This window comes from Mesorhizobium sp. 1M-11 (assembly GCF_001303895.1).
In the GTDB taxonomy this organism is placed as follows: domain Bacteria; phylum Pseudomonadota; class Alphaproteobacteria; order Rhizobiales; family Rhizobiaceae; genus Mesorhizobium.
The window spans coordinates 497442-520101 of sequence record NZ_LJSD01000001.1 but is presented as its reverse complement, the minus strand read 5'-3'; the positions used below and the strand labels follow the sequence as shown (position 1 = coordinate 520101).

At 61.3% G+C, this 22660-nt stretch carries 24 protein-coding genes; 22 read left to right on the top strand and 2 right to left on the bottom strand.

Going from position 1 to position 22660, the window contains the following annotated elements; translation table 11 throughout:
* Window positions 1-17 precede the first annotated feature (17 nt).
* The 11 genes from AO692_RS02360 to AO692_RS02310 all read left to right on the top strand — a co-directional run bounded on the left by AO692_RS02360 (window position 18) and on the right by AO692_RS02310 (window position 12115).
* Window positions 18-1139, top strand: a complete 1122-nt coding sequence (locus AO692_RS02360) for a cupin domain-containing protein (RefSeq protein ID WP_054308404.1) — start codon at window positions 18-20, stop codon at window positions 1137-1139.
* A gap of 11 nt (window positions 1140-1150) precedes the next feature.
* Entirely contained in the window at window positions 1151-2071 is a 921-nt protein-coding gene (locus AO692_RS02355; RefSeq protein ID WP_054308403.1) for a fumarylacetoacetate hydrolase family protein, read from the top strand.
* Window positions 2072-2075: 4 nt separating this feature from the next.
* On the top strand, window positions 2076-3005 hold the full coding sequence (locus AO692_RS02350) for a carbon-nitrogen hydrolase family protein (protein WP_054308402.1): 930 nt from the start codon (window positions 2076-2078) through the stop codon (window positions 3003-3005).
* Complete coding sequence (locus AO692_RS02345) at window positions 3005-3658, top strand: flavin reductase family protein (RefSeq protein WP_054308401.1); 654 nt, start codon at window positions 3005-3007, stop codon at window positions 3656-3658. The genes AO692_RS02350 and AO692_RS02345 overlap by 1 nt, the downstream gene beginning before the upstream one ends.
* 99 nt (window positions 3659-3757) lie before the next feature.
* Window positions 3758-4810, top strand: coding sequence for a hypothetical protein (locus AO692_RS02340; RefSeq protein ID WP_054308400.1), 1053 nt, complete (start codon window positions 3758-3760; stop codon window positions 4808-4810).
* A gap of 22 nt (window positions 4811-4832) precedes the next feature.
* Entirely contained in the window at window positions 4833-6146 is a 1314-nt protein-coding gene (locus AO692_RS02335) for an acyl-CoA dehydrogenase family protein (protein ID WP_054308399.1), read from the top strand.
* 5 nt (window positions 6147-6151) lie between these two features.
* A complete protein-coding gene (locus AO692_RS02330; protein ID WP_054308398.1) occupies window positions 6152-7444 on the top strand; it encodes an alpha/beta fold hydrolase in 1293 nt (430 codons plus the stop codon).
* Window positions 7441-8130 (top strand): TetR/AcrR family transcriptional regulator, encoded by a 690-nt coding sequence (locus AO692_RS02325; RefSeq protein ID WP_054308397.1) that lies wholly within the window; start codon window positions 7441-7443, stop codon window positions 8128-8130. The genes AO692_RS02330 and AO692_RS02325 overlap by 4 nt, the downstream gene beginning before the upstream one ends.
* Entirely contained in the window at window positions 8120-9460 is a 1341-nt protein-coding gene (locus tag AO692_RS02320; RefSeq protein ID WP_054308396.1) for a glutamine synthetase family protein, read from the top strand. Before AO692_RS02325 ends, AO692_RS02320 begins: the two co-directional genes overlap by 11 nt.
* A 5-nt stretch (window positions 9461-9465) precedes the next feature.
* Window positions 9466-10623, top strand: a complete 1158-nt coding sequence (locus tag AO692_RS02315; protein ID WP_054308395.1) for a LysR substrate-binding domain-containing protein — start codon at window positions 9466-9468, stop codon at window positions 10621-10623.
* Between the two features lie 34 nt (window positions 10624-10657).
* Window positions 10658-12115, top strand: a complete 1458-nt coding sequence (locus AO692_RS02310; RefSeq protein ID WP_054308394.1) for an APC family permease — start codon at window positions 10658-10660, stop codon at window positions 12113-12115.
* Window positions 12116-12170: 55 nt separating this feature from the next.
* Here AO692_RS02310 and AO692_RS02305 read toward each other — a convergent pair whose 3' ends face one another.
* Window positions 12171-12728, bottom strand: coding sequence for a MarR family winged helix-turn-helix transcriptional regulator (locus tag AO692_RS02305; protein ID WP_152979673.1), 558 nt, complete (start codon window positions 12726-12728; stop codon window positions 12171-12173).
* Window positions 12729-12752: 24 nt separating this feature from the next.
* On the opposite strand from AO692_RS02305, the gene AO692_RS02300 reads away from it, so the two are divergent.
* The 11 genes from AO692_RS02300 to AO692_RS02250 all read left to right on the top strand — a co-directional run bounded on the left by AO692_RS02300 (window position 12753) and on the right by AO692_RS02250 (window position 22056).
* Window positions 12753-13739 carry an ABC transporter substrate-binding protein gene (locus tag AO692_RS02300; protein WP_054308392.1) on the top strand — a complete coding sequence of 329 codons (987 nt, stop codon included), beginning with the start codon at window positions 12753-12755 and terminating at the stop codon, window positions 13737-13739.
* 33 nt (window positions 13740-13772) lie between these two features.
* Complete coding sequence (locus tag AO692_RS02295) at window positions 13773-14570, top strand: ABC transporter ATP-binding protein (protein ID WP_162839652.1); 798 nt, start codon at window positions 13773-13775, stop codon at window positions 14568-14570.
* A 29-nt stretch (window positions 14571-14599) separates the two neighbouring features.
* The gene (locus tag AO692_RS02290) at window positions 14600-15361 is read left to right on the top strand and encodes an ABC transporter permease (protein ID WP_161808028.1); all 762 of its coding nucleotides are present in this window, start codon (window positions 14600-14602) and stop codon (window positions 15359-15361) included.
* Complete coding sequence (locus AO692_RS02285; RefSeq protein ID WP_152979671.1) at window positions 15358-16131, top strand: ABC transporter permease; 774 nt, start codon at window positions 15358-15360, stop codon at window positions 16129-16131. Before AO692_RS02290 ends, AO692_RS02285 begins: the two co-directional genes overlap by 4 nt.
* Window positions 16132-16134: 3 nt before the next feature.
* The gene (locus AO692_RS02280) at window positions 16135-17790 is read left to right on the top strand and encodes an alkaline phosphatase family protein (RefSeq protein WP_054308389.1); all 1656 of its coding nucleotides are present in this window, start codon (window positions 16135-16137) and stop codon (window positions 17788-17790) included.
* A gap of 259 nt (window positions 17791-18049) precedes the next feature.
* Complete coding sequence (locus tag AO692_RS02275) at window positions 18050-18589, top strand: sigma-70 family RNA polymerase sigma factor (RefSeq protein ID WP_054308388.1); 540 nt, start codon at window positions 18050-18052, stop codon at window positions 18587-18589.
* Window positions 18586-19440, top strand: a complete 855-nt coding sequence (locus AO692_RS02270; RefSeq protein ID WP_054308387.1) for an anti-sigma factor — start codon at window positions 18586-18588, stop codon at window positions 19438-19440. Before AO692_RS02275 ends, AO692_RS02270 begins: the two co-directional genes overlap by 4 nt.
* A gap of 245 nt (window positions 19441-19685) precedes the next feature.
* Entirely contained in the window at window positions 19686-19916 is a 231-nt protein-coding gene (locus AO692_RS02265) for a DUF680 domain-containing protein (RefSeq protein WP_054308386.1), read from the top strand.
* A gap of 193 nt (window positions 19917-20109) precedes the next feature.
* On the top strand, window positions 20110-21084 hold the full coding sequence (locus AO692_RS02260; RefSeq protein ID WP_054308460.1) for an MBL fold metallo-hydrolase: 975 nt from the start codon (window positions 20110-20112) through the stop codon (window positions 21082-21084).
* 42 nt (window positions 21085-21126) lie between these two features.
* On the top strand, window positions 21127-21567 hold the full coding sequence (locus AO692_RS02255) for a tetratricopeptide repeat protein (protein WP_054308385.1): 441 nt from the start codon (window positions 21127-21129) through the stop codon (window positions 21565-21567).
* Between the two features lie 63 nt (window positions 21568-21630).
* On the top strand, window positions 21631-22056 hold the full coding sequence (locus AO692_RS02250) for a DoxX family protein (protein ID WP_054308384.1): 426 nt from the start codon (window positions 21631-21633) through the stop codon (window positions 22054-22056).
* 62 nt (window positions 22057-22118) lie between these two features.
* On the opposite strand, the gene AO692_RS02245 is transcribed toward AO692_RS02250, so the two are convergent.
* A complete protein-coding gene (locus AO692_RS02245) occupies window positions 22119-22604 on the bottom strand; it encodes a heme-binding protein (protein ID WP_054308383.1) in 486 nt (161 codons plus the stop codon).
* Window positions 22605-22660 lie beyond the last annotated feature (56 nt).

Sequence of the window (22660 nt, the reverse complement as noted above, 5' to 3'; positions counted from 1 at the left end):
GCGAACAGGAGGGTTCGATGATGAAATCGCGCGAGAACCATCGGGAGGATGTCGCCGGGCGGGCAAATGTCGAGGATACGCCTGAGCTGCTGGCGTACTACGAGGACCTCGAGCGTTTCAAAGCCGGCGCGCTTTGGACCGTCGCAAACAAGATCGAGCCGTGGGAGCCGAAGTCGCAATCAGTGCCGGTCGTCTGGCGTTACCGGGATCTGCGCGAGCATGTCCTGCGTTCGGTGCAACTGGTGACGCCGGAAAAGGCGGGCCGTCGGGTGATCTATCTGAACAATCCCGGCCGAACCGAATTTGCGGCAGCCGTCGGGTGGCTCTATGCCGGGCTGCAGGTGATGAACCCGGGCGAAGTCGCCAGCGCGCATCGCCATTCGGCTTCCGCGATCCGTTTCATCATGGAAGGTTCCGGCGCCTATACGGTCGTCGACGGCCACAAGATGACACTGGGCGCGAATGACTTCGTGCTCACTCCCAACGGCACCTGGCACGAACATGGCGTCGAGGCCACCGGCTCACCCTGCATCTGGCAGGACGGGCTGGACATCCCGTTTGTCAACGCGATGGAAGCGAACTTCTACGAAGTGCATCCGGACCTGCGCCAGGCGGTCGGATTCGCGGTCGACGACATGACCAGGACCTGGGGCAACCCCGGGCTGAAGCCGACGGGGCAGGGCTGGGACAAGGGCTACAGCCCGATGTTCAAGTACGAATGGGCTCCGACCTACGAAGCGCTGACAAAATATTCGGCCTGCACGGAGGGTTCGCCCTTCGACGGTGTGATGATGGAGTACATGAATCCGGTGACGCAGGGGCCTGTCATGCAGACCATGGGGGCAAGCATGCAGATGCTGCGCCCGGGCGAGCACACAAAGGCCCACCGCCATACCGGCAGCGGCCTCTATCATGTCGCCAAGGGCAAGGGCCATTCCATCATTAACGGCAAGCGTTACGACTGGCAGGAACACGACATCTTCTGTGTGCCGTCCTGGGCGTGGCACGAGCATGTCAACGGCTCGGAAGGTGACGATGCCTGCCTGTTCTGCCTGTCGGATCTTCCGGTGATGCGGGCGCTCGGCCTCTATCGCGAGCAGGCCTTCGGTGACAATGGCGGCTTCCAGCCGCTTCTCTAAGGAAAAACATAATGAAACTTGTGACCTATCGCGCCTCGGTCGAGGCTGCGGCAAGGCTTGGCGTGATCGTCGACGATCTGGTGGTCGACGTTGCGGCCCTGGCCGCGTCGCAGGGCAAGGCCTTGCCTGCAAGCATGCTGGATCTGATCGATGCCGGTCGGCCTGGCCTGGAGACGCTGCGTGATTGTCTGGCTGCGGCCAATGGCCGGTTCCCGACGGGAACGGCAGTGGCGCTGGCCAATGTGAAGCTGCTGGCTCCGATCCCCAGGCCACGCAAGAACATCTTCGGCATCGGGCTGAACTATGTCGAGCATGTCGCTGAAAGCGCAAAGTCGCTCGATACCGCGAAGGACCTGCCCAAGCAGCCCGTGATCTTCTCGAAACCGCCGACGTCGGTCATTGGGCCCGGGGAGGGGATAGAGCATAACGGCAAGATCACCCAGCAACTCGACTGGGAGGTGGAATTGGCAGTGATCATCGGCACCACGGCCAGGCGCGTCGCCAGGCAGGATGCGCTGCATCATGTCTTCGGCTATTCCGTGATGATCGACGTTTCGGCTCGCGATAACAGGCGGGCGGGACAGTGGATCTTTTCCAAGGGACAGGACAGCTATGCTCCCTTCGGTCCGTGTATCGTCACCGCGGACGAGATGCCGGATCCCCAGACACTCGATCTCTGGCTTACAGTGAACGGCGTGGAGAAGCAGCGCTCGAACACGCGTCATATGCTGTTCAAGGTCGACGACCTGATTGCGGACATATCCTCGGGCATCACCCTGGAGCCGGGAGATATCATTGCCTCAGGCACGCCTGAAGGTGTCGGTGCGGGGCGCAGTCCGCAGGAATGGATGTGGCCGGGCGACACCATCGTCGCCTGTGTGGAAGGCATTGGTTCGCTGCGGCATCCCGTCGTCGACGCAACACCGGAGTAACGCCATGACCCAGACATTCAAAGCGGCTGTCGTTCAGATGGCTTCCGTGCCGGACAATGCGCGCGCCACCGCCGAGGCCGCGGCTGGGCGCTTGCGTGAAGCGGCGGCGAACGGAGCCAGGCTTGTCGTCTTCCCGGAGGCCCTGGTCGGCGGCTATCCCAAAGGGGCAAGCTTCGGCGCTCCCATCGGCATGAGGAAGCCCGAGGGGCGTGCGGCCTTTGCCCATTACCACGCCGGCGCGATCGACCTCGATGGAGAGGAAGTGGCGCTACTGGCTGAAGCCGCTGCGGAAACCGGGGCTTTTGCCGTCATCGGTGTCATCGAGCGCGATGGAGCCACGCTCTATTGCACCGTGCTCTATTTCGATGGCGAAAGGGGACTGGTCGGCAAGCATCGCAAGCTGATGCCGACAGCTGGAGAGCGATTGATCTGGGGTTTCGGCGACGGCTCCACCATGCCGGTGTTTCGTACCGATATCGGCACCATCGGCGCCGTGATCTGCTGGGAAAACTACATGCCTGCCTTGCGCATGCACATGTATCACCAGGGCGTGACGCTCTACTGCGCGCCTACGGCGGACGATCGCGACACCTGGCTGCCGAGCATGCAGCATATCGCGCTTGAAGGGCGGACCTTTGTGCTCACCGCCTGCCAATACATAACGCGGGGGGCGTATGGCTCCGACCACGAAAGCGCATTGGGCGACGATCCGGATCTGGTGATGATGCGTGGCGGGTCTGCCATCGTCAGCCCGCTCGGCAAGGTTCTCGCAGGTCCCGATTTCACCGGCGAGACGATCCTGTATGCCGATATCGATCCGGGCGAAGTCATGCGTGCGAAGTTCGACTTCGATGTCACGGGCCATTATGCGAGACCGGATGTCTTCAGCCTCGTCGTGGATACGCGGGCAAAGCCGGCGGTGCGCGAGGCCTGATGCGTTTCGACCTCGAGGATGTCGGCACGCAGAACGCCTATAAGCTCCTTGCCGCCACCGTCATGCCGAGGCCGATCGCCTGGGTGGTGACGCAAGATGCCGAGGGGCGTGTCAATGCCGCGCCCTACAGCTTCTTCAATGTGATGGGGTCGGCGCCGCCAACCATAGCGCTCGGCATCCTTGCCAGCCCCGGCCGGGGCTTCAAGGATACGGCCCGCAACATCCTCGATACCGGCGAGTTCGTGGTCAACCTCGTGCCCGAGCGGCTTGTGCGGGCCATGAACATCACCTCGATCGATGCGCCGCCCGGGATCGAGGAACTGAGGCTGGCGGAACTGGAAACCCTGGCTTCCGACAGGGTGCGCCCGCCCCGTATTGCCGAAAGTCCTGTCGCCTTCGAGTGCGTTTCCCTGTCGACGGTCGAAACAGGGCCGACGCAGCTTGTCGTCATTGGCCACGTGCGAACGGTACACATAGCCGATCAGTTCGTGCTCGACCCTGAGCGGGCGCATATCGACACCCCGAAACTCGACCTCGTCGCCCGTTCCTACGGCAGCGATTACGTCCGTAGCCGCGATACCTTCAGCCTGGTCCGCCCGACCTGGCGTGAACATCAGGCCGCCTTCGCGGAGATTCTGTCGGACAAGCCATAATTTTCGAAAATCCTATTGACAAATTGCGCGCGGCGATAAAACTTAACTGACAAGTAAAGAAAATCGCAAAAACAGCGATACATCAATGGGAAGGAAGCGATGCTGCAAGAACGCATCGAAGGGAAGTGGCTTGCCAGCTTCCGCCGAGTTTTCGCGCTCAACGCCATCGGTGCAGGCACCAAGGTGGCCGTGCTGTCGGAGACACAGTCGCGGCCGGTTCTCATTCATCTTTCGGATCTGGCGCTGCACGATCTCGGTGCGGAATACTGCATGATCCAGATGCCGACGCCGCGTCAGACGGCGCCGGTGCCGGTGAAGTCGACCGGCACGTCCTGGGCCATCCAGCAGAACCGCGCCGTCATCGAAGCGCTGAAGCGCGTCGACGTCATCGTCGACTGCACGGTGGAGGGGCTGATCCACGCTCCGGAATGGCCGGAGATCGAGGAAGCCGGCAACACACGCCTGTTGGTGGTCTGCAACGAACATCCGGAGATTCTCGAACGCACGGAGCCGATGGCCGAGCTTGGCCCGAAGGTGGCACTGGGTGTGCAGATGCTGCGCGATGCAAAAGAGATGCGCGTCACCTCCGCCGCCGGTACGGATCTTGTCATCGATCTGCGCGGTGCGCCTTGTGGCGGTACACCGGGCTTCGGCACCAAGCCAGGTGACGTCGCACACTGGCCGGGCGGCCTGTGCCTGGCCTTTCCGGGCCAGAACAGCGTCAACGGCCGGATCGTCATGGACGTTGGCGACATGAACCTGACGTTCAAGAGCACGCTGACCAGCCGCATCGACTTCACGGTCGAGAACGACTTCGTCACTGCGATCAAGGGCGACGGCATCGATGCCATTCATTTCCGCGAATACATGGAAGCCTGGGAAGACCGCAACGCCTACGGCATGAGCCATGTCGGCTGGGGCATGCATCCGCACGCACGCTGGGTGTCGGCTGCGATGTACGACAAGCGCGATATGCAGGCCGTCGAGTTTCGCGCGCTGGCAGGCTCGTTCCTCTGGTCTACAGGGGCCAACCAATATGCCGGCCGCTACACGCTCGGCCACTTCGATCTGCCGATGCGCAATTGCACGATCACGCTCGACGGAACGGTCGTCGTCAAGGACGGCGTCCTGCAGGGCGAACTGGCGCTTTGACGCCTCTTAGGAAAGACCAAGAATGAGCGAAATTACCGACTATTACGACCTGTCGCGCATCCGGCCGGAGGTCCAGAAAGTCCTCAACCGCGTCAACGAACTCGGTCGCGAGCGTTTCGCCGGCCGTGCCAAAGGCGTGGACGACGATGCTTCCTTCCCGGTCGAGAACTACAGGGATCTCGCCGAAGAAGGCTTTCTCGGCCTTTGCATCCCGCAGGAATTCGGCGGCTGGGGCTTTTCGATGTTCGAATACGCCATGGTCGGCGCCGAAATCGGCAAATATTGCGGTGCCACCGCGCTGACCTTCAACATGCACAATTCGTCGATGGCATGGTCGCGTTTCATGTTCGAGATGCCGAACCTGACGCCTGAGGAGAAAGCGACCTTCGCGCCTTTGCGCGAGCGTCAGTTTCGTCGCGCCATCGCCGAGAAGGCGATCTTCTCCCAGCCGATCTCCGAAGGCGGACAGAACTGGACCTCGAAGCCCAACCAGACGCAGTGCCGCAAGGTGGATGGCGGCTGGATGATCAACGGCTTCAAGAAATTCGCTTCGCTGGCCGGCTATTGCGACTACTACACCATCGTCTGCACCGAGGTGTTCGAAGGCCAGGAGCCGCGGCACGAGGACACCATGCTGTTCGTCGTCCACAAGGACACACCGGGCCTGTCGGTGAAAGGCGACTGGGACCCGCTCGGCATGCGTGGCACCAACAGCCGCGACCTGATCCTGAAGGATGTCTTTGTTCGCTCCGACGACCTGTTGATGCCGCGCGGCATCTTCAACAAGACGCTCCCCAACTGGCCGCACATGATGATCACACTCTCGCCCACCTATATGGGCATCGCGCAGGGCGCCTATGATTTCATGGTGGACTACCTCAAGGGCAGGATACCCGGCCAGCCTCCGGTCGACCGCCGCATGTATGCCACCAAGCGCATCGCCGTCGGCAAGATGTACGCGCGGCTCGCCAACATGCGCGCGCTGTGGTGGCAGGCTTTCAGCGAATCCAAGGGGTTCCCCAACAAGGCCGAAGTGCAGCGCATGTATGCCGCCCAGTACAATGTGATGGAAGGTGCTGCCGAGATGACCTCGATGGCGATCCGCACATGCGGGGGGCAGTCGATGCTGAAGTCGCTACCGCTGGAGCGCATGTATCGCGACAGCCGCTGCGGCGCGCTGATGCTGCCGTTCACCTCCGAGATCATGGAGGACTATCTCGGCGTGCTCTCCCTCTACGAAATGGATGAGCTCGACCATGCCCCGGGTGACGAGGGCGGCGCCCGTACCTCGCTGTGGCGAGGCGACAGTGGCAGCGGCGCCCGGGCGGTCCGCTAACCACCATGGCGCGGGATCGGGTCCAGGTCATCGGCCGCAGCTCCGCCTCGCCAGAGGCGGCATGGGCTGTAGCTCGCGACTTCTGCGGGCATTGGCATCCAGGGATAGCAACCATTCGTGCCGAACGGGACGCGCGAGGATCACTGGTTCGCGCGTTCAAGGCACGTGGCGAGGACACGCTCTATCGCGAGCGCCTGACCTTTCTCAGCGATAGCGATCGCTCGCTTGCCTATACCCATCTGGAGGGGATTGCCGGCATCGACCGTTATGATGCCCGCTTCACGGTCTCACCGGCCAAGGACGGCGGCAGCAGCATCGAATGGGCCGCCGATGTGGAGGCGCCGGATGCAGCGCGCGCCGCTTCAGTCTGCCTAGGGACCAGGCCGATTTTCGAAGCCGGGATCGATGCGCTTTCCAAGCAGGCTGAATGTCAGGCCGAAACTCAGGTCGGTACAGTGTTTCCGTCGGTCGAAGTCGAGGATTTGAGCTTTGGAGAGGCACCGCGCCTGGCGTTGACGGTCACGCCCAGGAAACAGGGACCGCTTTGCCTGTTCCTGCATGGCATCGGTGGCGGACGCGCCAATTGGCTGCCGCAACTGACTGCTGCCGGAAGCATCATGTCGGCGGCTGCGCTTGATCTGCGCGGATATGGCGACAGCACGCTCGGCCCGGACCAATCCACCATCGATGACTATTGTGCCGACATCCTGCACGTTCGAGAGGCACTGGGTGCGGACAGGTTGGTGCTGGTCGGTCTTTCCTATGGTTCCTGGATCGCCACATCCTTTGCCATGCGTCATCCGGACCTACTGGCGGGTCTGGTGCTGTCCGGCGGCTGCACTGGCATGTCGGAAGCGGGTGTTGAGGAGCGGGAAGCCTTTCGCGTCAGCCGGCTGGTGCCGATCGACGCCGGCCAAACTCCTGCTGATTTCGCGCCATCGGTCGTGAAGGTGCTGGCCGGTCCGAACGCGTCGGATGTGACCAAGGCGCAGTTGTTGCAGTCCATGGCGGCGATACCGGCCACGACCTATCGCGATGCGCTTATGTGCTTCACGAACCCGCCGGAGCGGTTCGATTTTTCGCGCCTGGACATGCCGGTTCTCATGATGACGGGCGAACATGACAGGCTGGCTTCCCCGACCGAGATCCGTGGGGTTGCGCGCCGCATCCTGGATCAGGCCCCGATGCCTGACGTGCGCTACGAAACCATCATGGATGCCGGGCACGTCTGCAATGTGGAGCAGCCAGAGGTGTATAACCGCGTCCTGCTGGAATTCCTTGGGAAGCTGCCGAAATGACCATTCTTCCGCGCCGTCAACAGAACCGGATCATTCGCGAACGGCGTATCCTCGATGCTGCCTTGAAGGTGTTTTCCGAAACCGGTTACTCGGGCGCAACCATGGATGCTGTCGCCCTCCAGGCCGGCCTGTCGAAGCCGACGCTCTACCAGTATTTCGAATCCAAGGAGGCGCTGTTCTCAGCCATGCTGCTGGGCGAGCGCGACCTGATGCTGGAGTTCTTCCAGCACCCATCCGGCGACGGCATGGTCGCCGATCTTCTGGGATTCGCATGGGATTATGCCGATACGGTCCTGCGCCCCGATCTGCTGTCGCTTGCCCGCCTCATCATCGGCGAGGTGCATCGCTTCCCCGAGATCGGTCATGCCTACCAGGAGTCGGGTCCCGACCGGCTGTTGCGCGGCATCATGGAATATCTCGAGGGCCGTCGTGCGGACGGCCAGCTGGTTTTCGACGACGCGGAACTTGCGGCCCAGGATCTCTGGGGCCTGATCCTGTCGGCGCCCAGAAACCAGGCCCTCTATATGCCGGACCATCGGCCGAGCCGGGCCGAAATCGAACGCTATGTGAACAACGGCTTGCGCGTTTTCCTGAAGGCCTATTCGACCCGGCCGGCAGAGGACGTTGCCACATTAGAAGCGCTCATAAGCGCCAATTCCCTGCAGCAGGTGGAACATGACAGTTGATGAATATCTGGCCGATCCGACCAGCCGGTTCGCTACGGTTGCGATGGTCGACACAAACGGGCTCCTGCGCGGGCAGATGGTTTCTGCCGGCAGCCTGAAAGGCATTGCCAAAAGCGGCATGGGCATGTCGCCCGTCACGTTGGCGCTCGATCCGACCGACGTGATCCAGGTCGTTCCCGGCGTCACCGATGGAACGTCGGATTTCCATGACGATCCGCTCATTCTCGACACGACGACGACGCGCCGCTTGCCCTGGTCCAAGCCCGGGCACGATCTGTTGGTATTGTCCAACTATTCGGGCGAAACGGCCCAACTGTGCCCGCGTTCGATCCTGAAGCGGGTTCTGGGTCGTGTCGGTGATGCAGGATATGTGCCTCGCTACGGCATGGAGCTCGAATACACGCTGTTCGACGAGACGACGGAGAGTGCGCGCGCCAAGGGTTATCGCAATCTCAAGACCGCGACGCATCACAACAGCCACGATCTCGTGCTCTACCAGGTGGAACAGACGGAATGGTACGAAGCGGTCGCCGCGATGTGCGAGCCGCTGCGCATCGATCTCGCCAAGATGCACGAGGAAATCGGCGGCGGGTTCCTCGAGGCCTGCATCGCGGCGGGCGAGGGGCTGGAGCCGGCAGACCAGCTGGTACTCCTGAAGAACTTCCTGCGTGCGCTCGCGCAGCGGCAAGGCAAATGCGTCACCTACATGCCACGCTGGACCGAAGCGGCCGACAGCCAGTCGATCCATGTTCACGTCTCGCTGAAGGACCGCGACGGCAAGTCGGTTTTCCACGACCCGTCCCAGAAGAACGCTGTGTCGCAGACCTTCCGTCATTTCCTGGGCGGCCTGCAGACCTATATCGGCGACCTGACCCTTCTCTTCCAGCCGACGGTCAACTCCTATCGCCGGTTTGCACCGGGCACATTCGCTCCACCCGGTCTCAGCTGGGGCTATGAAAACCGCACCACCTGCTTCCGCATCGTGGGGCACGACGCGGGGTCGCTCCGCGTCGAGAACCGTCTGCCGGGCGCCGACACCAATCCATATCTCACGGTTGCCGCAACCGTTGCCGCGGGCGTGGCGGGAATCCTGGAAAAGATCGAACCCGAGGCCGAGACCATCGGCAATGGCTATAGCCAGGAGCCGGCGCGCGATTTCGCACGCTCCATGCCCGAGGCGATCGAAAGGCTGCGAGGCTCCGCCTTTGCCAAGGACTGGTTCGGAGCGCGCTTCGTCGAGGCGTTTTCCTCAACGCGTGAAAGCCAGCACAACGAGTTCCGGCGCAAGATTCCCGATGTGGAGCTGGAACGTTTCTTCGATCTGGGGTGAACGCCATGGATACGGACCTGCGTGCCCATTTCCTGGAAGGCATGAGCCGCGTCGCCTCCGCCGTCACCGTGGTGACGACGGATGGAGATGCAGGGCGGCTCGGTGTCACCGTTTCATCGATGACGTCGGTCTCGGCGGACACGACCCGGCCATCGCTGCTGGTCAGCATCCATCACCTCAGCCCTGCCGGCGAAGCGATCAGGAAGAACCGGCGATTCTGCGCCAACGTGCTGAGCGGTAACCAGAGTTTTGTTTCGGACTTGTTTTCGGGCCGTCTTAAACATCTGAACGATGACAGGTTCAGCGCGATCCCCTGGCATGCTGGCGTGACCGGGGCACCGATCATCGACGACGCCATCGTCTCGCTGGATTGCGAACTCAAGACCGCCTTGCTCTGGGGCACACATTTCATCCTCATCGGCGAGGTCGAGCAGATCGAGCTGTCCAGGCAACGCTCACCGCTTGTCTACGCCAATCGGGGCTATCGCCGCGCCATTCCGATCGCGCCGGACGATCACCAGTCGCGGCGCCCGGAAAACCAGCTGCGTGTCGGCTTCTTCATCACGCTTGGGCCGGAGTTCGTGCCTTCCCTCGTCGCGGACTTTGCCAATCAATCACCGGCCGTCGATCTCAGCCTGTTGGAGGCAGATCACGATGACCTGCTGGAACAGATGCGTGCCGGCAAGATCGAAGCGGCGATCACTTTCGGGACAGTGGACGAGCCTGAGCTCGACACCGAAGTGCTATGTCCGCCGGCGCCTCATGTGCTGCTGAGCGCTGACCATCCGCTGGCTGCGAAGTCCAGCTTGAGGCTGGCCGATGTCGCCGACCTGCCGATGATCCTGCTGGATTATCCCTCTGTTCGAAACGCGGTCGGCGCCTTTTTCGAACGCAACCAGTTGAAGCCGCAGATCCGGCTGCAGTCGCCGTCATTGGCGATGGTGCGTGGATTGGTGGCGCAAGGCCTGGGTTACTCGATCGTTCCGCAGGAGCCGCAAAACAAAACCGGACCTGACGGCACCGAGATCCGCGCGATACCGCTCGACGATGACTTCCCGGAGGGCGCGGTCATCGCGATTGCAAAGCGTGTGGACTGCCGAAGCAGGCTGGCGATGGATTTCATTTCGAAGTGCAGGAAGTCATTTCGACAAACATCACAATAAGCACCGCAAAACGGTGACAAATGGGAGAGGGAATATGGCTCAGGAAGAGGCTATCGACATCAATAGTGGAGGGAGCAATCAGCTCCGAAAGAATTCGCTGGGACTGATTGCGGTCACCTTCATGGTGATTTCGGCGGCAGCGCCGCTGACCGGCGTCGCTGGAGCGATGCCGCTGGCGTTCATGCTGGGGAACGGCACCGGCGTCCCGGCGACGTTCGTCTTCGTGACCCTGGTCATGCTGGCTTTCGCTGCCGGCTATGTCGCCATGTCGCGTCACGTAACCAACGCCGGCGCCTTCTATGCCTATGCGGCACGTGGCCTGGGCGGCCGCGCCGCCGGCGCTGTCGCGGTCACCGCGCTCGTTGCCTACAATGCGATGCAGTTCGGCCTGATCGGCCTGTTCGGCGGCATCGCCAGCGGCATCTTCGGCCAGTTCGGCCTAATGCTGCCGTGGTGGGGGTGGAGCCTTCTTGCCCTTCTGCTGGTCGGCTTTCTCGGCTACCGGCAGGTGGACCTGTCGGCCAAGGTCCTCGTCTTCGTGGTGGCGCTGGAATATCTGGTGGTGCTGATCGTCGACTTCGCCATTCTCGGCAAGGGTGGGGCGAACGGGCTCTCCATGAACTTCTTCGACCAGAACGCGATCTTCTCGGGTTCGCTGACGGCAGCGATCCTGTTCTGCATGGGTTGCTTCATCGGTTTCGAGGCAACGACGATCTATGCCGAAGAGGCGCGCGATCCGGAAAAGACGATACCGCGGGCAACCTACCTGTCGGTGCTGATGATCGGCATCTTCTTCATCTTCACGACCTGGCTGTTGATTGTCGGCATCGGTGCCGACAAGCTGGTTCCGACGATCCAGGCGCTGCCCGATCCTTCGATCTTCTTCTTCGATCTGGCCGGCCAGTATGCCGGCGGCCCGGTGGCCACCATTGCCGGCATCCTCCTGGTGTCCAGTCTGTTCGCGGCACTTTCGGCCTTCCACAACTACATTGCGCGCTACAGTTATGTCGCGGGTCGCGAAGGCCTGTTGCCGGAGGTGTTCGGCCAGACACATGACACGCACCAGAGCCCGCATGTCGGCTCCGTGGTGCAGACTGCCGGGGCGCTGATCGTGCTGGCGCTGTTTGCCGGGCTGGGGCTGGATCCGGTGCTCAACATGTTCACCTGGATCAGCCAGGTGGGCACGCTGGGTGTATTGGCGATGATGACCGTCACTTCGGTCGCGGTGATCGCCTTCTTCCGCCGCTCAGGTCACACGGGCTCGGCTCTGACGACCTTCATTCTGCCGCTGGTATCCGGCCTGGTGATGGCGGCGCTGTTTGTCTACATCTTCCTGCATTTCGGCGATCTGACCGGGACGACGGGCGGCGCGCTCGGCATCATCCTGCCGTCGTTGATCCCTGCTGCCGCAGTCGTGGGGTACATGCTTGCCCTGCGTCTGCAGCGCACCGATCCGGCGCGTTTCGCTCGCATGGGATTTAACCGAGACTGATCTCTGCATCGCTGTCGGGACGCCGCCGGACGAACGAAAATCCGGTTGGCGTCCTTCAGCGATTGATCGATTGGAACAGTTTGTCGAGGAGTTTCACCAGCGTTTGCTGTTCTCGCTTGGAGAGGTCGACAAACATGTCACGGTTCAGTCTCCAGGCGAAATCCATCACCTCCGTGTAGAGTTTCTCTGCCGTGGTTGTAAGCGCCAGAAGGATCGAACGACGGTCCTCGGTGCTTGTTGTTTTTGTCAACAATTCCCGCTTGATCAATCCAGTCACATAGCGGCTTACCTGAGCCTCGTCCTGTTGCGTCGCGTGCGCCACGGCGCGGACGGACGGCTTTTCGAGATAGTGAATTGCGGCCAGCGTTCGCCATTCGCCCAGCGTAAGCCCGTAGTCGCTCATGAGCATCGCGTGAGCCTGCCGATCGTTGACCTTGGTCAGCAAAGCCAGCCGGTACGAGAACATGTCGCGGATGTCGCGGGGATAGACCCATGGCGGCGGCGTGGCCTCCATTTCATCGTCGTATCGCTCTACATTATTGGTTGACATTGTCAGGTAATTATCCTTGATATTATCAAATAAAAACGTGCCACGAAAACTGGCTCCCCGCAAGAAGGGACCACGGAGGAGAACATCATGCCGATATTTTTCGGAAGACGGATCGCCTGCAAGATCGCCGCTGCTCTTATTGCCGGAGCTGCTCTGGTAGCTGGTGTCGGCGCGGCTGGTGCGGAAAACGCCAAGCTCAGATTTGCCTATCTGCTCGCCGATTCCGACCTGCCCATCCTTGTCGCGCAGAAGAATGGGGACTTCGCCAAAGCCGGGCTGGATGTCGAACTGACGGAAGTCCAGGGCGGACCTGCGGTGGTTGCCGCAATCGCATCCGGTTCGGCCGATGTCGGCTATGCTTCGCCGGTGCCGCCGATCAACGCTCGCATCAACGGCATCAACGTCAAGATGGTCATGGCCTTGGGCCACGAGGTCGATCCGGACAAGAAATTCTCCTGGCTGATCGCATCACAGGCTTCGGGCATTGCGGACCTCGCCGGCCTGAAAGGCAAGAAGGTGGCCGTCAACGCGAACGGTTCGCTTTGTGTGCTGACGTTGAGCGATCATATGGCCAAGGCGGGCCTCAAGATGGAAGACGTCGAGCTCGTCGTGTTGCCGTTTCCACAGCAGGAAGCTGCTCTCGAACAGGGCGCGATCGACGCGACATGCACCGTCAATCCGTTCTTTTCATCGATCGCCAAGAACCAGGCCGTCGGCGTCAAGATCCTGGCGGAGGGCGTGCTCGCCGACGAGCGCGAACCGGTGCTGAACGATGTCATTTTCGCGACCGACGACTTCATTGCCAAGAATCCGGATACGTTGAAGACGTTCGGCAAGGTGATCTTCGAAACCCGCCAGAAGCTGCTGGCGGACAGGGGGGCGATGGAAGCCGCGGCAACCGAATTCCTCGGTTTGACGTCCGAGGCCGCCAAGGATTTCAAACTGCCTGTGGTGAAGCCCGAACTGACCATCTCCGAAGCTGAGGTCCAGGTCCTGCTCGATGCCATGAAGCGCGCTGGCATGCTCACCCAGGAAGTTCCAGTCAAGGACATGGTCTCCAACATGGCTCCCTGAGAGGAGCGGGAGCGGCTGCCGAGGGAGGGAACTGTGGACGTGGTGTTGGAAGCTCGGCAACTGGCGAAAGCCTATGGCGTGGGCACGGACGCGCTTCAGGTGCTGGGCGGCATCTCGTTCGCCGTGAGCAGAGGTGAGTTCGTCTCGATCGTCGGCCCATCCGGATGCGGCAAGACAACCTTGCTGTTTGCGCTTGCCGGGTTGCAGAAGGCAAGCACCGGCACGGTGACCTTCAATGGACGGTCCGTGACCGCGCCGCCACGCGGCGTGGCCGTGGTCTTCCAGGACTATTCACGTTCGCTTTTCCCCTGGAAGAGCAATCGCGACAATGTGGCCTTCGGCATGGTGCGGGTGGAAGGGCTGTCTTCGGCGCAAAAGCGCGACAAGGCCCAGGAAATGCTGGAAGCTGTCGGTCTTCAAGGCTTTGAAGACAAATATCCCTGGCAGTTGTCGGGAGGCATGCAGCAGCGGGTCGCCATTGCGCGCGGGCTGGCATCGCAAAGCGAACTGCTGCTGCTGGATGAGCCCCTGGCCGCGGTCGACGCGCAGACACGTGCCGACATGCAGGACCTCCTGCTCGATCTCGCAGTGCGTTTCCAGCAAACCTGCTTACTGGTGACGCATGATGTCGAGGAAGCCGTCTATATGGCCGACCGCGTCGTGGTGCTGACGCGGCGCCCGACCGTCGTGGACCACGAGGTCCCTATCAACCTCGGCAAACGACGCGATCAGATCACCACACGCGAGGATCCCAGGTTCCTTGCCGCGCGCCATGACGTCATGATGAGCATACGGTCGTCGCGCACCGCTGCACCGGCCACGGCAGCCTGAATATGGGATCCTTTCGGCTTCTGGAGATTTTGGCCGGATTCCGCGCTATCATCTCGTTCCTGATCATCATCGTGACCTGGCAGTCCATCGCCTCGCTCGGCCTGGTTCCGGAAAAGTACTTTCCCAGCATCCTCGCAATCGCCGCTGGCTTTCGCGACATGATGATGTCCGGCGAACTTGTTTCGGCCGAATTGCGTACGATTTCCCGCGCCCTGATAGGGGTGGCATCCGCTTCAATGCTGGGGATCGGCCTTGCCGTGCTGGGCGATCTCTTCCCATCCTTCCGCCGCGGCTTCGCGCCCATCGCCGCACTCGTTCAGCCCATTCCACCCGCAGCTCTGGTGCCCATGGCCGTGTTCATGCTCGGACTGGGTCCCAAACTCTATGCCTTCATCGTCATTCTGGTCACGGTCTGGCCTCCCTATTTCAATGGCGTGGCAGCGCTCGCAAGCGTGTCGGACGTCCAGATCCGTACCGGCCAGATGCTTGGGCTGAGCCGGTGGCAGATCCTGCGGCAAATCAAACTTCCCGCAGCCATGCCCGAGATCTTTGCGGGAATCCGCTACGCCTCCAGCATCAGCCTGATCGCGGTTGTCGTTGCCGAGATGCTTGCCGGTCACGACGGCCTGGGTTTCCTGCTCATCCGCAAAGCCTTCGCCATTCGTATCCCTGAAGTCTACGCACTGATGTTCGTCTGTGCCGTGAACGGCCTGATCATGAACACGATCGTCAACGGATTGCGCTGGAAATTCGCGGGTTGGCAATCGCGCATGACGGGGCAGGCGGCATGAGCATTCTACGCAGTCGCCAAGGCTACAGTGCTCTCGTCCTGCCTGTCGTTCTTCTGCTCGCCTGGCAGGTGCTGGCGTGGCGTGCGTCCACGCCGTTGTTCCCTGGTCCCTGGCAGGTGGCTGTTTCCATCTGGCGGCTCTATCCGCAGATCGTGGGGCAGATAGGGTACACCTTGATGCGGGCTGCCGCGGGTTTCTTCGTTGCCGCGATCGTGATGGTTCCTCTGGGCATTCTGCTCGGCCGCTTGAAGGCGGTTGGATCGGTGCTGGAACCGATCCTGGACATGCTTGCGACATTGCCTCCGCCGGCCGTCGTCCCGATCGTGATGCTCTTTGCCGGAACCGGCGATGCCGCAAAAATCGCGGTCATCGCCTATGCCGCCGGCATTCCGCTGATCATGAACACGTATGAGGCGTCCAAGACCCTGCATCCGATGGCTACGCTCGTGGCGCGTTCCCTGCGCCTGCGTCGTCTCGAAACGATGGTGTTCATCGACCTGCCGGCGTCCTTGCCGATGATCGCGACGGGCGTCCGGCTGGCCGTCGCCTCGGCGTTGTTGGTCAGTGTCACGGCCGAAATGCTGCTTGCCACCAACGGCATCGGCGTCTTCCTGCAGCGTCAGCAGGAGAATTTTCAAATCGCCAATGGGCTGGCGGCAATAGCCTTTATTTCCATGGTCGGCCTGATCGTCAACGACCTGGTCCAGCGACTGGAGCGACGTCTGCTCTTTTGGCACTACCGCTCCACAGAAACACAGAACGACAGGTGACCGATGCGCCGCAATGTTCTTTTCATCATGTGCGACCAGCTGCGCTTCGACTATCTGAGCTGCGCCGGGCACAAAACACTGGCCACGCCAAACATCGACCATCTCGCCAGCCGCGGCGTGCGTTTCACCAACGCCTATGTGCAGTCGACGGTCTGTGGCCCCTCGCGCATGAGTGCCTATACAGGCCGCTACATGCGTTCGCACGGTTCGACCCAGAACGGTGTTCCGCTGCGCGTGGGGGAGCCTACGCTTGGCGATCATTTGCGTGAGATCGGTGTCCGTTGCGCGCTGATCGGCAAGACACATATGACGGCAGACCATGAAGGGATGGAGCGTCTCGGCATCAGCGCCGATTCCATCATCGGGGTCCATCTTTCTGAATGCGGATTCGAGCCCTATGAGCGCGATGACGGGCTTCATCCGTCAAGCAGCTACGATCCCGACCCGGCCTACGACAGCTATCTGCGGGAGCAGGGGTTCGATGCCGAGAACCCATGGGAACACTGGGCCAATTCAGGTTCCGGCGAGGATGGCGAGAACTTCAACGGCTGGCTGCTGGTCCATGCGGACAAGGCCGCACGCGTCCCCGAGGAACACTCCGAGACGCCTTACATGACGCGTCGCGCGATGCGTTTCATCGAAGAGGCGGAAGCCGCGGGCCAATCGTGGTGCGCGCATCTTTCCTACATCAAGCCGCATTGGCCTTACATCGTGCCGGCACCCTATCACGCCATGTACGACAAGGACGACGTGCAACCCGCAATTCGCAGTGAAGCCGAGCGTATCGCGGCGAACCCGGTCTACGAGGCGTTTCAACAGGAGCGCTATTCGCGGAATTTCTCCCGCGACGAGGTCAGGGAAAAGGTGATCCCCTGCTACATGGGACTGATCAAGCAGATCGACGATCAGCTCGGCCAGCTGTTTGCCTTCATGGAGGAACGTGGCCTGTTCGAGAACACGATGATCGTCTTCACGTCGGATCATGGCGATTATCTCGGCGATCATTGGCTCGGCGAGAAGTACATGTTCCACGACGTTTCGGTCAAAGTTCCCATGATCGTCTACGACCCGTCCAGGGAGGCCGACAGAATCCGGGGCACGACGTCGGATGCACTGGTCGAGATGATCGATCTGGCTCCAACCTTCCTCGATCATTTCGGCGGCAAACCGAAATCCCATGTGCTGGAGGGAAGGTCCCTGGCGCCGCTGCTGCATGGGCCAAAGCCGGATAACTGGCGCCGCTACGCGATCAGCGAGTATGACTATGGCGCCGACCTTGCGAGGCTGAAGCTCGATCTTCCTCTCAGCGACTGCCGCCTCTTGATGATTACGGACGGGCGCTACAAGCTGATCCATGGCGAAGGCGTGCCGCCGATGCTGTTCGATCGGGCCAACGATCCTCATGAACTCAGCGACCTGGGACAAAAACCCGAATTCGCGGACATAGTCGCCAATCTGCGGGGAGCCTTGTTCCACTGGCTGGCCACGCCGAAAAACCGCATCACCGTTGAAGACCGATGGCTCACGGGCGATGACGACAAGCTGCGCCATTTCGATCCCGCCATCGTGCCGGGTATCCTGATCGGCTACTGGGATGAAGCTGAGCTTGCCTCTGAGCACGAGGCTCGAAGCCGATGGCTCAGACGGCAAAGCAGTTGAGCTATGGCTCGGTCTTGCTGCCAAGGACAAAAATAGCCCCGTGTCGGGAATAATCTGCCCTGTCGCGCGGTCTTCTGCATGGATGATCCGCGAGACAGGAAGATTATCATGCGCCGCAGCAGTCTTGACCCGATTTGCGTCCGCGTTTTCGACTTTGCGAATGCCGAGGGCTTTTCCGGCCGAATAGGGGTATCGTCGATCCACTGCATGGTTTCTGCGCGAACGCTGGAAGGCCGCGAGGAATGCGTGTGATATCGCCATGTTGAACGGCGAGGCGCAGGCTCGATTCAGCCAGGTGGTCATGCCCCATCTCGGCGATGCCCTTGCCTTGGCGCGCTGGCTCACCGGCAGCGCAGCCGATGCCGAAGACGTCGTGCAGGAGGCCTGCATGAAGGCCTATGCGGGGATCGGCGGCTATGCCGGCGGAAACGCGCGGGCATGGCTTCTAACCATCGTGCGCAACGCTTCTTACACGTGGCTTGCCCGCAACCGTTCTCGCGAAGTGGTCGCCGTTGGTGATCTGAACGATCTCGACGATATGAGCGCCGGGCATCGGGATCACTCTCCTGACGATGACGGTCCGGAAGCCAATCTGATTGCCAAAGCCGATCTGGCCGCTTTGGAGGATGCGATAGCGGCGCTGCCGGAGCCGTTTCGCGAGACGCTCGTGCTGCGTGACATAAATGGCCTGAGTTATCGTGAGATTGCCGCCATGCTCGATGTGCCGATCGGTACCGTGATGTCGCGGCTGGCGCGTGCGCGCGGCCAATTGATGTCTGACCTTGGGAGAGCGCGATGACTGCGCACAAAGACGGTTTGCCAAAGGACAAGGCGGAAATGACGATGATGCTCCATGCCCTGGTCGACGGCGAGCTCGACGCAGCCACCGCCTTGGCGGTTGAGCGGCGCATCGCTGCCGACCCTGAACTTGCCGCCGAACATGCGCGCATCGCGGCTTTGCGCGTTGCCGTGAACAGGCTGCCGAAACCGCAGCCGAGCAAGGCATTTCTGGACCGCATCCAGGCTATCGGAGGTGCCGATGCCCATCAGGCGCTGCAACCATCCGTTCTGCCCTTCCGCACGTCGTCATCACACTCCCGTACCGAACGTTCCCTTCGGAGCTGGTCCGCACGATCCGCAACGTTCGATTGGCGTGCCCTGGCCGCATCGATCGCCATTACCGCGGTGGTGGCGAGTGGCGCAACACAATGGGCAATGACTGGCGGCTCGGATGATTTTGCTGCCGCCGTTGCAAGTGGCCATCGCCGCAGCCTGCTTGCCGCCAACCCTGTCGACGTCGTCTCGTCGGACCGGCATACGGTCAAACCCTGGCTCGATGGCCGGCTTGGCATGTCGCCACCGGCTCCCGACCTCGCCAAGGACGGATTTGCGCTCGTTGGAGGCCGGGTGGAGGTCGTTGACGGACAACCCATTCCCGCGTTGGTCTACCGCCACAACGAACATCTGATCACGCTTGTCGCCCAGCCCCGGAATGGTGGCGAGGCGAGCAGCCCCGTCGACCGTTCGGCGGATGGGTTTTCGATGGTGAGCTGGAGCGACCGAGCCTTCGCCTACTGGGCGATCACGGACATGGAGCGGTCGGGGCTCGATGAATTCGTCACCCGTTTCCGGGCTGCGGCTGCGATCTGATCCGACGTTCGCCCGAGGCGGCAAAGCTGAACAATGAGAGACAAAGATCGCATGGGATTGCTGTGCGAAGCAGAGCTCGCGCGCTTCATTTTGCATGATTGCGCGAGCCCCGGCACATAGCTCCAGATATCGGTCGACAATCCAAACAAACAGACCGTGGGGCGGGAATAAAATCAGAGCAATCAAGGTCTTGTCTGTAGCGGCGCCAAGACGGCACGCGTCAACCAAAGGCAAGGAATTGAGACATGATCAAGGTTGCTCTCACCACGCTCAGCATCGTCATCGCCACCGGCACCGCCTTTGCGGGAAGCGATCACTACGACCCCGGCGCCATGCCGATGGCTGCGGTCGATCACTCGACGACGGCTTCCGTCCCCAAGCCGCGCAAGGATGTCGACACCAGCATCAAGACCGGTGCTTCGGGCAAGGCCAAGATCGACACAATGGATTTCGATCACGATCTCTGGGGCAATTGATTGACCGTCACCTGTTCGAGGAGCGGCTGGAAATCCCGCTCCTCGAACATCCGAACGCGATCACGCCTTCGCGAACCAGCCGAAAGAAAGATCTCACGGTTGGGAATAAATCCGGAAGGCGGCAGGTCTTGTCATCAGGGTGAATGATCATCCGGCCGCTTTCAAATCGTTGCATCAGACAAGAGAGATCACGATGTTCAACATGACACGTCGCATGGTGCTCGGATCCGCAGCTGCCGCTGCGGCTTTCGGGATTGCAGGAAAGCTTGAATTCATTGCCCCCGCATCGGCGGCCGCTCCGATAGAGCCGACAGTTGGATTCTATCGCTACAAGGTCGGCTCGGTCGAAGTCACGGCCATCTATGACGGCATCTGGCGCAAGCCGCACGATCCGACCTTCATCGCCAACGCCTCGGTCGACGACACCAAGGCTGCGCTGGCAAAAGCGGGCCTGCCGACCGATTTCATGCCCATCCCACTCACCGTCGTCGTGCTCAAGATCGGCGACAAGCTGATCATGATGGATGCGGGATCGGGCGTCGGCCAGTGGCAGGCCAATGCCACCCATCTGCCGGCCAACATGGCCGCCGCCGGCATCGACTACAAGGCGATCGATACCATCATGATTTCGCATTTCCACCCGGACCATGTCTGGGGGCTGATGGAAAAGGGCAGCAACGCTCCGGTATTCCCCAACGCCGAGCTGACCGTCAACGCCAAGGAATACAAGTGGTGGACGGATCCCGGTCGCGTCGAACAACTGCCCGCGGGTCGTAAGCCCGCCGGAAAGCGCATCGCCGAGAATTTTCCGAAGTGGAAGAACTGGAAACTGGTCGAGGACGGTGCTGAAGTCGCTCCGGGGATACAGCTGATTGCGGCACCCGGGCATACGCCCGGCCACTCGGTTTTCCTTGTGGCATCGGGCAACGAGCAGTTCCTTGTCTCCGCCGACACGATGTATGTGCCGGCGCTGCTTGCCCCGCATCCGGAATGGCAAGGCAGCTACGACCAGGACGGCCCGACCGCGATCGCCACCCGTCACAAGCTTATTGACCGGGTCATAGCCGACAAGATCAGGATCAGCGGCTCCCATTTTCCGTTCCCGGGAACCGGTTCCTTCGTCAAGGACGGCAACGCCTATGGCTTCACGCCGACCGTCCAGAGCTGACGGCAAGCAGAAGGAAGAAAGACAATGACAAGGTTTTTTGGAATGCTGGCTGGCATCTGCCTGATGGCAGCCGCGAGCGGGCTCATGTTTCCGCCGGCCTATGCGGTCGACGATATAGAATCGACGGACGCCCCGGACTTGACCGCGGTGAGGGCGAAGATCGACGCGAAGGACTATCAGGGGGCACTCGCGGAACTGCGCGATCTGGCGCAGGACGTGCAACAGCCCGATGTCTACAATCTGCTTGGCTTCACGCTGCGCAAGACAGGCGATTACAGCACCGCGCTCACCTATTACAACAAAGCGCTCGAACTGAAGCCAGACCACAAGGCGGCGCGTGAATATCTCGGCGAACTTTATGTCGAAACGGGCGACATGACAAAGGCCAGGGAGCAATTGGCCTCGCTGCAAAAGCTCTGCCCCAGCGGCTGCGAAGAGCTGGAAGACCTGCAACAGGCGATCCAGACCAAGGTGACCAAATAAAAGAGTGGCGGGCGGACACGAAGGTGCCCGCCCTTCTTGTTCTGGACGGAGCTAGCGACGTCGATGGTACCAATTACCTGGAAGGTTTATCTGTCGGATTTCGTGCTGCTGACCGGCCGTGTGCTGCTCGCCTTGATCTTCGTGCATGAAGGTTTCGCCCTGGCCTTGAATTTCGCAGGTACGGTGAACGCGATGGCGCAGCTCGGGATCGGTGCCCCACTTGTCGTCGCGACCATCGCGCTGCAGATCGCAGCGGGCCTGTCGGTGGCGTTGGGCCTTCTGACGCGGCTCGGTGCCGTCGCACTCGGCCTGTTCTGCGTCGCCACGGCAGCGCTGTTTCACACGAATTTCGCCAACCACAACGAATTGCTGCATTTCGAAAAGGATCTCGCGATTGCAGGCGGCATGTTCACACTCGCGATCGCCGGCGCTGGTGGGCTATCCCTGGAGAAATTGGTGGGGCGCGTCCTGAGAAGTTTGCCCATCTGAAGTCTTGGAATGGGGTATGGCCGCCAATGGCGGCCACACGATGTTTACAAGGTAGGGAAAGCTTATTCGGCGGTGCCGATGGCCTTCAATCCGGCAGCCGCGCAGTTGGCGTCGATATCGCCCGAAGGAGCGCCACCCACACCGATGCCGCCGACCAGTGCCTTGCCGAGCTTGACCGGCAGGCCACCAGCCTGGATCACCATGCGGCTGTCCATATCGCGCATGCCCTCATTGGCCGGCTTGCCGGCGATGAATTCGGCAAGCCCTGCCGTGTCACGGCCGAGTGCTGCCGAAGTGAAGGCCTTGCCCTCTGCGCTTGCGCCGGTGTGTGGGCCGGAATTGTCGCCCTTGAGAAGGACCTTGGTTGCGCCGTCGCGTGCCACGATGGCGACGCTGACGTTGTGGCCTTCGGCGACGCAGGCCTTGAGCGCGGCGTCAGCGGCCTTGGTCGCCAGGTCGAGCGGAAGATAAGGTGCCGTCGGCAGTTCCTGCGCGGTTGCGGCAAGCGGGGCGACGACAGTGGCTGCAATTACGAGAGTGCGGATCATCATGGTCTCCTGTCCAGTTGATGTGGAAAAGATACCGTTCGATCGGTGCAGCCGGT